The following is a 13,832-nucleotide window of genomic DNA, read 5'->3' as shown; positions in this document are numbered from 1 at the left end:
CCAAGAGTTATTGGTGATTTGAACCCCAACAAATTTTATTTCCTGCTACAGTATGACACGTTGGAATTTCAGATTTAGTGAAGTTGTGCTGTGGACTCAGATAAGGAATTCCCAAATTTAATCCTCTTACAATTAACAGAACTGCCATAACTCCTAAAAATACAGGAACGACTTTCCTTATTTTGTTACGAAAAGTCAAATTGATTCTGTTTCCGAAGTAAGGTAGAGCAATCATTACCGGAAAAGTACCCAATCCAAATACCGCCATAAAAATACTTCCTTTTAAAATATCGGAAGTGGCGATAGCTCCTGCAACTGCCATGTAGACTAATCCGCAAGGTAATAAACCGTTTAAAATTCCGATTAAGAACAAGGTTTTTTTACCTTCTTTTGAAAATAGACTAGAAAGTTTTGTTTTGAGTTTATTAAAGAAAGTATAGATAGAAGAAGTTATGCTCCATTTAGAAATTATTTTTTTTGGTAGAAATAATCCTAATAAAATAAGAATACCGAGTGTGATGGACAAGGCTTGCTGGTATCCAAATAAAGCAAAGGATTTACCAAGCGCACCGAAAATTAATCCAAAAATGGCGTAGGTAAACATTCTCCCGAAATTGTATAACAACACAGAGAAGAAGCGTTGAACTGAATTTAATTGACCAATGGGAAGCGCTAAGGCAATAGGACCACACATGCCCACACAGTGGAAGCTACCGAGGAAGCCTAAAGATATGGCGGCCCAAAATAAAATCATTTTTGAAAATTGATAATGTCTTCCTTGTAATAGTTTTTACCATTGCTAGTAAAATTAATTTGCATTTTATACACACCCTTTGTAAAACCCGGATCAATCATTTGCATCCCTTCTATTCCTAGCGATAAGGGAACTGTTTTGTCTTGCGAAGAATTCGAAGGACGCATAAAATAAACGCTTCCTGAGAAGTTTTTTGATAGTAATTCTAAGGGAAAGATAAGTTGTACCGATCGGTCGCGAATAATATGACGCACTGGAGTGTCTAAATTATTTGCGTTTTCAGTTGCGTCCAATTGATCTTGAAATTTTAATTCTTTGGCGTAGTAGTCTGCTGTTTCTAATTCAACGCTTTCTCCAAAACAAATGAAGGCAAGACCTAGAATAAGCGCTACAAAGCTCAGGTATAGGATGGTTATTTTTGTTCCCCAATTCATAATCTTATTTTTTTAAATATTAATTGTTATTTAATACGCTAATCGTGTTCTTCTTTTTTATTGGAATCTTCATCATCCTGTTTATCATGTCTATCATGTTCGTCTTCATCATCGTAATCTACTGGACCCAAAAAGTTTGTTTTAACGGTTTTTATTTTTTTGTTGTTGGTATAAATTCCTAAAACAAGTTTTGTTTTGCGCTCTTTAATGAGATTTTTATTCAAGTAAACAAAAAACTCACCTTGCGACACGTTTTCTTCTGCTACACCTAATGCTTTGCCAATTACTTCCACTTTTCCATCCATGTTTTCAATGCGGACTTCCACAGGTAAACTGTCGCGTGTTTTATTAATGAGTTTAATGGTATATAAATTACTGATTTGATCATTGGGCTGTTCCTGATACAACATGCCTTTAGCGCGAAGCACAGTGGCATCGTAATCGGAACGGGTGGATAACAGTAAGGTTTCAATGCCAATTAAAACAAGCAACACAGCGCTGTAAGCTTTCATACGGGTTGTGAAACGTAATTTTTTATTTTCCGCAATTCCTTTTTCAGAATCAAAACGAATTAAACCTTTTGGAAGTTTTACACTTTCCATAATGCTATCACAGGCGTCGATACAAGCGGTACAATTCACGCACTCCAATTGTGTTCCGTTGCGAATGTCTATTCCTGTTGGACAAACTTTTACGCATAATCCACAGTCAATACAATCACCCTTACTCTCATCCACTTTTTTTGTGAATTTGTGACGAGGCTCTCCGCGCACATAATCGTAAGCTACCACAATGCTTTCTTTGTCCAATAAAACGCCTTGCATTCTTCCGTAAGGACAAACAATTAAACATACTTGTTCACGAAACCAAGAATACACAAAAAAGAAAACACTGGTAAAAATCATTAAAGAAGTGAATGTGCCAACGTTTTTCGAAAGGGGTTCTTTCACGATTTTTAAAACTTCATCCATCCCAATTAAATAAGATAAAAAAGTGTTGGCAATCAAAAAAGAAAGCATAAAAAATAAAACAGACTTAACTGTTCTTTTAGTTATTTTCTCTAGGTTCCAGGGCATTTTTTTTAGCGCTCTTTGGTAATTGGCATCACCATCCACCAAATATTCTATTCTCCGGAAAAGCATTTCCATAAAAATGGTTTGCGGGCAAGCCCAGCCGCAGAATACGCGTCCGAAAATAACAGTGAAGAGTGCAATAAATACGATGAAAATTAAAAGACCTAAACCAAAAATAAAAAAATCTTGTGGCCAAAAAATGCTCCCGAAAAGAATAAATTTTCTTTCAAGAATATTGATTAAGAAAAGCGGTTCGCCATTGTACTTTAAAAACGGTAATCCAAAAAAAACGATCAAATAAACATAACTTAGGTAAGCACGCAAATTGAATAATCTTCCTTTTGGTTTTGTAGGATAGATCCAGGCTCTTTTGCCTTCTTTGTCAATGGTTGCAATGGAGTCTCTAAAGCTTTCTTGTTTTTGTTCGTCTGAGTTCGTTGGCATTTTAGTTTTTATTTTTTAAGAGAATCAACTGCCAATTTTATTTGCAGTGAATCGCTCGGTGTACTGGTAGAATCTGAAACAGCTTCTTCTACATATAAGTCCCCTTGTTTATCTTTTGGTTTAGGAGGATTGGTTCCACGTAGCGTTCTGATATAACTGGTTAATTGTGCAATTTGTATGGGCGAAAAATCTTCTTTCCACGATTTCATTCCTTTATCTGGCCAACCATATTTAATGGTTTTAAAAATTTCTCTCACACTACCAGAGTGAATCCAATAATCATCGGTTAAATTCGGACCTACCGTTCCTTCACCAAATTTACCATGACAAGCCGCGCAAGTAGAAATAAAAATGTCTTTTCCTGCTGCTAGATCGCTTGGGCTATCCAGCATTTTCACGGTATTCTCATCTACATTGTTAGCAGAGGTTTTCATGAATTCCGCAATGTCAGCTTCTGCTTTCTTCATGGCCAAGTGATATTCTTCTGCTTGTAAAGGAGCTGTTTTAGTAACATGATAATTGATGAGATAAACAACTGCTACAACAATGGTTAAGTAAAAACCGTACTTCCACCATGGCGGCAAATCGTTGTCTAATTCTTTAATGCCATCGTAATCGTGATCGAGTAGGATGCTTTCTTCTTTGTCAATATCAACCGCGCCACTTAATTTTTTAAGAATCGTTTCTACTATTGCTGGTTCTTCTGCCATTTTAGCTTTAACGGAATCAGGGACACTTGTTTTGAGAAGGAATTTTAAAGTGTATATAAGTACTGCAACAACGATTAATTCTAAAAAAATTACAATTGTCATGGTGTAGAAGGTGAATCCATCTAATCCTCCGATACGACCATCATCCGCTGCTGCTGATCCTTGCGCAAAAAGCGATGATCCGGCAAACATGAGAAAAATAAAAATAGCGCTGCTTTTTACCGAAGGTGGCGTTTGATTTTTATCTTTTCCTTTAATCAGATTTAGCAAGGCATCTGAATTTGATAAATTTTTCAACACATTGCTTAAAGCCATTACGATGATTGCCAACAGAATAATGGTAACCAATAAGGTATTAAACAAGGCATTTGAAAAATAGCTGCTTGAAGCTGCTGTGTTTTCCTGAGCTAATGAAACAAAGGGCAGTAGCAAGAACAGCGCTGCTGCTTTTAAACTTTTTTTTGTAGTTGTTTTTTTTGTGTTCATATGCTAAAATTTTTCATTATTATCTAAAGGAATGTTTGCTACCTCGTCAATGTGTTTTTTGTCTGAACGTAAAACATAATAGCTTACGAAAAGAAAAAAGACAAAAAACAGAACGAAGGAAATGAGTGGGTAAATGCCTATACCTGCAATCGTTTCTAAATAATGTTTGTATTTCATACTTTTAGTTTTAAAAATTTTAATTCGTCAATTTTGAGATCTCTTCTTTCGGAGCTGCCTTAATATCTTTGCCCATTCTTTGTAGGTAGGCAATCACTGCAATAATCTCTTTATCTGGCGCAGTACGAATGCCATCCTTTTTCAGACTTTCTGCAATTTCTTTGGCTTGTTTTTCCATATCTTCTGGTGCTATTTTTTCGTAGCCTTCTGGATATGGAACACCTAAACGTTGCATGGCTCTGATTTTTGATAACACAGCAGCCGCATTTATTTTATCATCTAACAACCAAGGATAAGATGGCATGATAGAACCCGGTGACATCGACGTAGGATCCATCATGTGGTTGTAATGCCAACTGTCTGGATATTTGCCGCCAATTCTCGCCAAATCAGGACCAGTACGTTTAGAACCCCATTGAAAAGGATGATCGTAAACAAATTCCCCTGCTTTTGAATATTCACCGTAACGGGCGGTTTCACTTCTAAATGGTCGAATCATTTGTGAGTGACAGGTATAACAACCTTCTCGCACATAAATATCTCTTCCTTCTAACTCAAGCGGCGTATAAGGTTTTACACTTGAAATAGTTGGAATGTTTGTTTGTATTAAAAAGGTTGGAATTAATTCGATTACACCACCAATAATTACTACTACCAAACTCAGAACCAACATTTGTACTGGTCTGCGTTCAATCCAACGGTGCCAGTGATCGCCTGCATGGGCTTTATAAGTCGGAGCAAGTGCTGGAGCTTCTGCTTCTTCGTTGGCAATTAAAGAACCTGATTTTACAGTTTTAATTAAATTGTAAACCATCATAATGGCTCCGGTTAAGAATAAAAGTCCACCTGCTGCACGCGCTGCGTAGAAAGGAATCATCTTAGTCACCGTATCCATAAACTGCCATTTTAACTGACCTTCTGGAGTAAATTCTTTCCACATTAAACTTTGCATGATGCCAGCGAAGTACATTGGAACGGCATATAAAATAATCCCTAAGGTTCCAATCCAAAAGTGCATGTTGGCTAATTTTGGTGAATATAATTTCACACCAAATAATCGTGGAATCAACCAATATAAAATACCGAAGGTTAAAAATCCATTCCAACCAAGAGCTCCAACGTGTACGTGTGCAACAGTCCAATCAGTATAATGACTTATGGCATTAATAGATTTGATGGAAAGTAAGGGTCCTTCAAAAGTCGCCATACCGTAAGCCGTTACCGCTACTACTAAGAATTTTAAAACAACATCGTCACGCACTTTGTCCCATGCACCACGTAAGGTTAATAAACCGTTAATCATACCACCCCAAGATGGAGCAATGAGCATGATGGAGAAAACAACTCCTAAAGATTGCGCCCAATCGGGGAGGGCAGTGTAAAGCAAGTGATGTGGACCCGCCCAGATGTATAAAAAGATAAGTGCCCAAAAGTGAATGATGGATAAACGATACGAATAAACTGGTCGGTTAGCTGCTTTTGGAAGGAAGTAATACATTAAACCTAAATAGGGAGTGGTTAAGAAAAAGGCAACGGCGTTATGACCATACCACCATTGTACCAAAGCATCTTGAACCCCTGCATACACAGGATAAGATTTCCAGAACGAAACTGGAATTTCGATAGAGTTCACAATGTGTAACATGGCAACCGTTATGAAGGTGGCAATGTAAAACCAAATGGCTACATACAAGTGACGTTCACGACGACGAAGAATCGTTCCAAACATGTTCCAACCAAATACTACCCAAACCAGTGTAATTAAAATATCAATTGGCCATTCTAGTTCAGCGTATTCTTTACCAGTGGTTTTACCCAAGGCAAGCGTTACGGCTGCTAATACAATAATGAGTTGCCAGCCCCAGAAATGGATCTTACTTAAAAAATCGCTAAACATTCTGGCTTTTAATAAACGTTGAAGCGAATAATAAACGCCCATAAAAATACCGTTCCCCACAAAAGCAAAAATTACGGCGTTGGTGTGAATAGGGCGCACTCTGCCAAAAGTAGTGTAGGCGGTATCCATATTAAAAACGGGCCAAACGAGTTGCAAGGCGGCTAATAATCCAACGAGCATTCCTACAAGGCCCCACAGCATGGTGGCGTAGGCAAACTGTTTTACAATTTTGTTGTCGTATTGAAATTTTTCTATTTCCATAGTGTTTTTATTTCTTGTTTGTTTCTTGTTTCTGGTTTCAAGTTCTTTGTTTCTAATTCGGAGTTTTTAGAAGTTTTTTGTGCGACGGTGTTCTCAAACAACATTCTTACCGAAGGGGTATAATCGTCTTCGTATTGCCCGGCTTTCACCGACCAGATAAAGGCCACGAGAAAACCGATGGCAATTAGTAAACTGGCTGTAATTAAGATGATGATAACACTCATTTCGAACCCAAAAATACCTGAGAACGACTTTATGCCTTATGACAATGCGCAGGAGGAAATATGATTTTTGTCAGGTCTTCGTTTACGCTTCGATAAACTCCTAGCAGACTAAATAGTAGGATAACAGATAAGATGGTTTACAGCTAATCTAAAGCAGAAAAAGGGTTTTGAATGATTGTTGAATGAGGGTGGCTTAGGTGCAGCGAGCTGTAGTTAGTTTCCTCTAAATTGTATTAAAGTCGAATTTTTGAAAGCGTGTCGGTTCATTTTTTAAAATACTCCAATCAAAGTCATACTTCTCTGCATCTGCCCAGTTTTTAGGAAATTCAATTTTTAAATACTGGCCAATTCCAAATTCACCATTAAAATAACTATCACCACTTTCAAGTGCAATTGAACCAGTGCCAGGTTGAAAGTCTTCACAATTAAACTGAGAAGAAAGTAGCACAAAAAGTCCAGTAAATGCAGTTAGTAGGTTATCAAAATTGGCTAACTCAAATTTATCATTCTTGTCGTGTTTAGTTTCATTGTATGCTTGATACCAAGTTAATGATGAATTTGTCTGCCAATCAAAGAATGGTTGATATTTACTTTTGTTTCCTCTCCAAAATGGAAATTCCACAAAATAGTTGTCCAAATGATGTGTCTTATTAATTTTTATGTAGTCATTTATATTCCAGAATTCCTCAGTTCTTAGTTGTCCAGCATTATTGCTGCTTTTAAAGGTAAGCCATTTCTGGTAACTAAAGGCTTGGGACACCATCAAACAATACAAACGTTTATAACCAATACCAACAAATTGTGAGGATTGATTAAAAGAATTGGAAGCGCTACATTATTCGCTAATTGGAATTGGATTTAATTTTGTTTTGAAAGTCTATACAATCTATTGCAACTAGTCTTTTTAAGTCTTGCGCCACACACAGTATTTGACCTTGTCTGTTGATTAATAACCAAGCGGTTCTCGACTCGTGTGTCTTATTCTAAGAATACGAATTTCTTTTGTGTCGGATTTAACTTGATAGGTCACTCGATAACTAAAAACTACAAATGCTCTGAAATCCCTATTTGGAGCGTCTTTTAATTCATCTAATTCAGAAATGAGAGGATTTGTTTTAATAACGTCAAGGCGAGCGAGAATTGTGCTTTTTACGATTTTGGGAGCTTGATTACTTTGTTTTTCGAGATAAGTTAAAATGTCTTTAAAATGATCAAGTGCTTTTCTGTCCCATATTATTTTGAAGGAAATTGGCTTTACCATTTAGATAATTCCTTAATAGCTTCTTTGTGAGAAACAGAAGTTCCCTTTTCAATTCTATCAACAGCTTCATTTACTTCTTTGTTATATTGTTTACGGGTAATCCTCTTAGCATCTTTGTCTACATTTAAAAAGGTCTTGATCATCTCAAGGACCAAAATCTGCTGCTTATCCGAGAGCAATGGAAGGTAGCTGTCAACTTGTTTTTTTATAGCGGTAGCAGTCATGTCAGTGATTTTGAATATACGAATTTACGAAAAACTGTCGTAAAGCCAAAGTAAGGACGTCATTAGTTAATTTGTCGAATTTTTGGTGTTTTGTTGCTTTGAGTTTTTTCCTGAAGCGATGTCTTCGTGCATTACTGGTCAAGTTTTACAGCCTTGCGCCGTTTTTTTGTTATGTCAAGTTATGTATTTGAGTGCTAACGCGTAAAAATTGTGCTTAGGCGCTGTTAGTAGTATGGTGGCACACACGGTTTAGCTTATGTTTAAATGTTCGCCAATGGCAGCGTTGTTATTAGCACAATTTTTATATGACCATTCCGTTAAATAGCAATGAAAAAGCTTTTTATTTTTTTTTTCATGTCAATTATTTGCCTTGATGTTTGGTCTCAAGGTAAATTAAAAACTCAATGTAAGTTTGGGTTTAAATTTGGTTCAGGAATGCAAACTATTACAGGCTGTCCCTTAAAAAAAATACCAAGAATTGCTTTCATGGGTGGAATATGGGTTCAGATAAAAATTAGTAAAAGTTGGACTATACAGGCTGAACTAACTCAAATTGGCAAAGGAACTGGGCTAGGCCTTCATCAACCCAAGTATGGCGATTATTGGCTAAATCTAAATTACTTTGAAGTCCCAATCCTCTTCCAATATAACAAGCAAAATGGTTACTTTGAATTTGGTCCAAGTTTAGCAGGATTAATCAATACTGGAGAATATATAAAGGGAGGAGCACTTCCGTACCAAACCGACCTTTATCCGATTAGTAAAAAAGACTTTTCTTTCAATCTAGGTGCAGGTTACGTATTTAACGACAAATGGCGTGTAGGATTACGATTGACTCACTCACTTCTTCCTGTTCGAAAACAATTACCTGCAACTTCTCATCCAGTTTACAATAGAGGTATTATCCTTGCTGTTAGCCGTCAAATAAACTTAAAGGCCTTAAGAACCAGGCAATCGCAAGACATCGAGTAAAATGGCCAGTAAGTATTTTGTCTAACAAAGCGTTTTTCGTCTTACGGAATTGTTCCGCCACTTACTACTAACTCTTGGCTTGGCGCACAATCAAATAATACGAACGTTTACAAATAAATTATAGCGATTGAGTGGCAATTAAAAATAAGCGATTCGTTTTAATATTCAAATGTGTTTTTTTGTAGGTAGCTGAAGCCAACAATTCGATAAAACTCCCAAGGATAGTGTTAGGCGCAGTTTTTATTTCAGTTTGCTGCATACTTCATTACAATTCTGTTCGATTATCTTGCAAATGTCGTCAATGGTTACAGATGTTTTTTTGTTTTCAGAAAAAGGTTCTCCATACAAATTCGCAAGTTTGTTTATTGTCAAAAAGGCTGTGCTAATAATTACCATAATAGGAACAGCCAAAAACTCAAATCCACTTTCTTCACCACCCAAGTCAATGTCGCCAATAAATAGTGGAATAAGGATTACATAGAAATTTACAATTAATTTTGTGAATGCACTGTAAATCATAAGGAATGGTGTGTTCTTTATTCTTTCTGCTTTTCCTTGAATGTCATAAAACCGATTGATATGTTGCATCAAATCTCCTTTTTCAATTCTTGCAGATGTTGTAAAATTATCTTCAATGTCCTTTGTGATTGCTACTAAAATCTCATTTGAAATTTTATTCTCTGTGTTTATCTTAAATTCAGAAAATAGTTTGTTTGTTTGGTCATCAAATTTTGGATGCAAGTTGTTGTGCATTTCATTTTTTAGCTGTCCTATGTATAAAATGCTTAACTCAATGATTTTTTGTGCTTTGAGATTTATGTCATTTTGTTTGGTTTCTTTGAAATGTTGTTCATTTCCATAGTAAGCATAAATTTTTGCAACAAAACTTCGTGTATTGTTAGTCAATTCGCCAAATATTTTTCTTGCTTCCCACCATCTGTCATAGGCAGAGTTCATCCTGAAACCAAGAAAGAAAGCAACCGCAAGTCCAAATACTGAACCAATTTGTCCAGATATTTTGTAAATGTGGTCACCGAAATATTCTTCAAGAGCAAGCACAAAAATTGTATATACCGTTGTAATTATAATAAACGGTGTTGCAATTTTTAGCAGATGAAGTAAACCTTGCCTTTCTGTTTTTATCATTTTTAATCGTCTTCGCCTTTTTCAGCGTTATTATTGTCTGTCGCAGGAATACTGTTTCCGCTTCTTATTTCGGTGTGTCTTATTTCACCGCCAGTTGTACCTGTTTGGTTAGCAAAGAATAATACCACAAAGGCAAAAATCAATGTGCTAATTGAAATAAGGGAAGAAAATGTTTTTTGTTTAAAGCTCGCCCAAAGTCCAAGCAAAGAAATTCCACCTATAATATAAGAAAGTATAGCGAATGTTTCTGCTGTTTCTTCGTGGCTTTCTATGAAGTTTTCCGTAACTCCATTTATTTTTTCTACTACTTCTTCTGCACCTTCTCCTGTATTCATAGCTGCTATTGCGGCTAATGCACCGAAAACAAAAATCATAAATGCCGTTCGTTTAACAACTTCTGATTTTGAAATAAGTCCTGTAGTCATTACGATTACTCCCACGATAGGGAAAATGATTGGTAAATGATTTACCGCTAAATGCCAATGTGCTCCGTTCATATTATTATGTTTTTAAAAATTAAATATTTACTCCAAAAAGGTAACCAACTAACGCAGAAAGTACCATTGCAATTGTACCCCAAATGGTAATTCGCAAGATTGCTTTTTTAATGCTTGAACCACCTGTTTTTGCAGATGTCGCTCCTAAAATGATTAGGAAAATTAGTGTAAAACCATACAACCAATATTCCATTCCTTTAACAGTTGCAAAAAGGACAACTAAAAGCGGTAATACGCCACCAACAGTGAAAGAGGCTCCAGATGCAAAAGCAGCTTGTATTGGATTTGCTTGACTTATTTCGTTGATGCCTAATTCATCTCTTATGTGTGTTCCCAAAGCGTCTTTTTCTGTCAATTCAATTGCCACTTGTCTTGCGGTTTCTTTTTTTAGTCCACGCTTCTCATAGATTTGAGCCAAAATAGTAAGTTCTTCTTCTGGCATTTCTTTTAGTTCCTTAATTTCTCTTTCAATGTCCGCCTTTTCAGTGTCGGTTTGCGAACTTACCGAAACATATTCGCCTGCTGCCATAGATAAAGCTCCAGCAACAAGTCCTGCGACTGTTGCTAAAACAATCGGCTCTCTTGTCGAACTTGCAGCAGCCACTCCTATTGCAAGACTAGAAACGGAAATTATTCCGTCATTTGCTCCAAGAACAGCAGCTCTCAACCAGTTGCTTCGGTGTATGTAATGGCTATCTAAGTAGTTGTCGATTGTTATCATATTCTATTTGTTGTCTTGTTACTGTTGGTTGTCTTGAAATTACGCCTAACTATTGGCTTGGCGCACAAAATATATTTCATTTGTTTCATTCGTGCTTATTAAAAAAGACAAGTGAGATTTCAAATCTAGCCCAACTTCCTCGCAAACCATCTACTGGCAACAGTCGTATAAAGCACAATAGAAATAGAACTAATTGGCATCAGAATCGCCGCAATAACAGGGGAAAGTGTTCCTTGCACGGCAAAACTTAAACCAACTACATTGTATAATAAAGAGATGATAAAACTTCCGTAAATAATTTGTTTCTCTTTTCTACAATAGTCGAGTAGGGCGTTGAGTTTATTGAAAGATTTGCCATCCAAAATAATATCGCTACCAGGAGAAAAATTATTGATGTTATCGCTGATGGCAATTCCTACTTCGCTTTGTTGCAGAGCACCGGCGTCGTTTAAACCGTCACCAATCATCAGCACTTTATGTCCTTTGTTTTGAAGGTTTTTAATGTAATCGAGTTTGTCTTGCGGTTTTTTATTAAAATGAAGTTCCACTTCTTTTCCAAATAATTTATTGAGATAAGTTTCTTCTGTACTAGTGTCACCAGAAATTAAAGCGAGCTGATAATTTTGTTTAAGTCCGTTCATCACTTCAGAAAGATTTTCACGGTACGGCGTTTTAATGTAATACCAACCTAAAACTTGTTCGTTGTGCGAAACATAAACCTTACTACCATCCGTATTTTCTTTTGAACTCGCACCGGTTATAAACTCCGAAGAACCCATACGGATAGATTCATTATTGATCAAGGCAGAACTTCCTTTTCCGGCTTCTTCTACATAATTTTTTACAGATAATTTTTTTTGAAATGGAATGGAGGCAGCGATAGCTTTGCTTAATGGATGACTGGATTGAGCCGCCAGCATACGAATAAGTTGTAAATGATAGTCGTTTAAGTCACAACCTCTAAAGGTGGCGGTTGAAGTATCTTGGCGGGTAATAGTTCCCGTTTTATCAAATACCAAAGTGTCGGTTTCAGAAATGGTTTCAAGTACTTCTGCATTTTTTACAAAGAAATTATATTTCTGCAAAACGCTGATCATGTTTCCATTCGTAAAGGTTGCCGAAAGTAACAATGCACAAGGACAAGCAACAATCAAAATAGAGGTTACAGCGTTCCATGCCAAACCACCACCCTGTAGACTCCAGTAAATACCAGCTGTTAAAGCAATGCTAAATAAACCGTAGGTAAAATAACGACTGATTAAATGAATAAAAGAATCTTTAGGTTGATTCTTTTTGTTTTTAAAAGCGGTGTTGTTCCAAAGTTGTGTGAGATAGCTTTGTGAAACTTCTTTCACCACTTCTAGTTCTATCGCGCCAGAGCATTGTTTTCCTCCTGCGTAAATAATTTCACCGATGTTTTTTTCAACAGGAGTAGATTCACCCGTTACAAAACTATAATCAATGGTGGCCTTTCCCATAAACAGAATTCCGTCTGCAGGAATAATTTCACTGTTATGAATTTTAATACGGTTTCCTTTTTTTAATTCTGAAACTGGAATTTGAGTTTCCGTGGTATCGTTGTTTAAAACAGTGACACCGAGTGGAAAGTAAGATTTATAATCACGATCGAAATTGAGTGTGTCGTAACTTTTATTTTGAAAAAATCGGCCCACCAGCATAAAAAACACAATGCCGCTCATAGAATCGAGGTAGCCAGGACCTGAGAAGCTCGTGATTTCATAAATGCTTCTTGCAAAGGTAATCAGGATGGCAAGGGCGATCGGCGCATCAATGTTCAGAAATTTTTGTTTCAAACTTTTGTAGGCCGAAGTAAAAAATTCAGAGGCGCAGTAAAAGAAGACTGGGAGTGCTAATCCCAAATTGATAAAACTAAAAATGGTTTGTAAAGATTTATCATTGTCGGTGCCGTTTGAAAAATACTCTGGAAAACTCAGCATCATGATGTTCCCAAAACAAAAACCGGCTATGCCAATTTTGTACAAACGTGATTTATCGTACTTACTTATTTTGGAATCTGAAAGATCGTTTAAGCTAATATGTGGCTCGTAGCCAATTTCACTGAGAAGTTCTGCTAAAACTTTTAATGTAACACGTGTGGAATCAAAAACCACAGTGATTTCTTTTTTAAGAAAATTTACCTGAGATTGAATAACGCCTTTGTGTAATTTGGGTAAATGCTCAAGCAGCCAAATGCAGCTGCTGCAATGCATTTGTGGCAAGTAAAACGTGATGTGCTTTTGATCTCCTTCCGAAAAATGCACCAATTTAGTGGTTACTTCAGCATTGTCTAAGAAAGCAAATTTGCCTGCGCGTACTTTTGTTTTTTGTGCAATTCCTGGATTTTTATCGAGGTCGTAATATTCACAGAGTCCATTTTCATTAATGATCTCAAACACCATCTTGCAGCCTTCACAACAAAAAATCTTTTCCTCTTTATGTATGGAAGTATCATCACAGTCTTCACCACAATGGTAGCAAACTATTTCTTTAGATTTATCTACGGTGTTTTCTGACATAGATCTGCCTTAGG

The 13,832-nt window shown here is 36.5% G+C and carries 15 protein-coding genes; 1 reads left to right on the top strand and 14 read right to left on the bottom strand.

Translation table 11 applies throughout. From position 1 onward, the window contains the following. Positions 1–7 precede the first annotated feature (7 nt). From P2086_RS15355 to P2086_RS15310, 10 genes are all read right to left on the bottom strand, one after another. Positions 8–754, bottom strand: coding sequence for a sulfite exporter TauE/SafE family protein (locus tag P2086_RS15355; protein WP_317897634.1), 747 nt, complete (start codon positions 752–754; stop codon positions 8–10). After that, complete coding sequence (locus P2086_RS15350) at positions 751–1,188, bottom strand: FixH family protein (protein ID WP_317897633.1); 438 nt, start codon at positions 1,186–1,188, stop codon at positions 751–753. The genes P2086_RS15355 and P2086_RS15350 overlap by 4 nt, the downstream gene beginning before the upstream one ends. A 38-nt stretch (positions 1,189–1,226) precedes the next feature. Then, complete coding sequence (gene ccoG, locus P2086_RS15345; protein ID WP_317897632.1) at positions 1,227–2,705, bottom strand: cytochrome c oxidase accessory protein CcoG; 1,479 nt, start codon at positions 2,703–2,705, stop codon at positions 1,227–1,229. An 8-nt stretch (positions 2,706–2,713) separates the two neighbouring features. Then, the gene (locus P2086_RS15340; RefSeq protein ID WP_317897631.1) at positions 2,714–3,901 is read right to left on the bottom strand and encodes a cbb3-type cytochrome c oxidase N-terminal domain-containing protein; all 1,188 of its coding nucleotides are present in this window, start codon (positions 3,899–3,901) and stop codon (positions 2,714–2,716) included. Positions 3,902–3,904: 3 nt separating this feature from the next. Then, complete coding sequence (locus tag P2086_RS15335) at positions 3,905–4,078, bottom strand: CcoQ/FixQ family Cbb3-type cytochrome c oxidase assembly chaperone (RefSeq protein WP_317897630.1); 174 nt, start codon at positions 4,076–4,078, stop codon at positions 3,905–3,907. A gap of 19 nt (positions 4,079–4,097) precedes the next feature. Further along, complete coding sequence (gene ccoN / locus P2086_RS15330; protein WP_317897629.1) at positions 4,098–6,236, bottom strand: cytochrome-c oxidase, cbb3-type subunit I; 2,139 nt, start codon at positions 6,234–6,236, stop codon at positions 4,098–4,100. Further along, complete coding sequence (gene ccoS, locus P2086_RS15325) at positions 6,227–6,460, bottom strand: cbb3-type cytochrome oxidase assembly protein CcoS (protein ID WP_317897628.1); 234 nt, start codon at positions 6,458–6,460, stop codon at positions 6,227–6,229. Before ccoS ends, ccoN begins: the two co-directional genes overlap by 10 nt. A 223-nt stretch (positions 6,461–6,683) precedes the next feature. Then, the gene (locus tag P2086_RS15320; protein ID WP_317897627.1) at positions 6,684–7,223 is read right to left on the bottom strand and encodes a hypothetical protein; all 540 of its coding nucleotides are present in this window, start codon (positions 7,221–7,223) and stop codon (positions 6,684–6,686) included. A gap of 183 nt (positions 7,224–7,406) precedes the next feature. Next, positions 7,407–7,721: a type II toxin-antitoxin system RelE/ParE family toxin gene (locus P2086_RS15315; RefSeq protein ID WP_317897626.1), complete on the bottom strand. Its 315-nt coding sequence runs from the start codon at positions 7,719–7,721 to the stop codon at positions 7,407–7,409. Next, positions 7,715–7,945, bottom strand: coding sequence for a hypothetical protein (locus P2086_RS15310; protein WP_317897625.1), 231 nt, complete (start codon positions 7,943–7,945; stop codon positions 7,715–7,717). The genes P2086_RS15315 and P2086_RS15310 overlap by 7 nt, the downstream gene beginning before the upstream one ends. A gap of 327 nt (positions 7,946–8,272) precedes the next feature. Between P2086_RS15310 and P2086_RS15305 the strand changes: the two genes are divergently transcribed. Then, positions 8,273–8,917: an outer membrane beta-barrel protein gene (locus tag P2086_RS15305; protein ID WP_317897624.1), complete on the top strand. Its 645-nt coding sequence runs from the start codon at positions 8,273–8,275 to the stop codon at positions 8,915–8,917. A gap of 240 nt (positions 8,918–9,157) precedes the next feature. On the opposite strand, the gene P2086_RS15300 is transcribed toward P2086_RS15305, so the two are convergent. The 4 genes from P2086_RS15300 to P2086_RS15285 form a co-directional block, all read right to left on the bottom strand. Further along, complete coding sequence (locus tag P2086_RS15300; protein ID WP_317897623.1) at positions 9,158–10,063, bottom strand: bestrophin family protein; 906 nt, start codon at positions 10,061–10,063, stop codon at positions 9,158–9,160. 2 nt (positions 10,064–10,065) lie between these two features. Then, positions 10,066–10,560: a DUF2231 domain-containing protein gene (locus P2086_RS15295; RefSeq protein ID WP_317897622.1), complete on the bottom strand. Its 495-nt coding sequence runs from the start codon at positions 10,558–10,560 to the stop codon at positions 10,066–10,068. 19 nt (positions 10,561–10,579) lie between these two features. Beyond that, positions 10,580–11,281, bottom strand: a complete 702-nt coding sequence (locus P2086_RS15290) for a VIT1/CCC1 transporter family protein (protein WP_317897621.1) — start codon at positions 11,279–11,281, stop codon at positions 10,580–10,582. A 125-nt stretch (positions 11,282–11,406) separates the two neighbouring features. Then, complete coding sequence (locus P2086_RS15285; protein WP_317897620.1) at positions 11,407–13,818, bottom strand: heavy metal translocating P-type ATPase; 2,412 nt, start codon at positions 13,816–13,818, stop codon at positions 11,407–11,409. Positions 13,819–13,832 lie beyond the last annotated feature (14 nt).

Origin of the sequence: Aurantibacillus circumpalustris, from assembly GCF_029625215.1 — a bacterium.
Lineage (GTDB): Bacteria > Bacteroidota > Bacteroidia > B-17B0 > Aurantibacillaceae > Aurantibacillus > Aurantibacillus circumpalustris.
The sequence above is the reverse complement of the archived record's forward strand: the minus strand, read 5'-3'. Positions and strand labels throughout refer to the sequence as shown.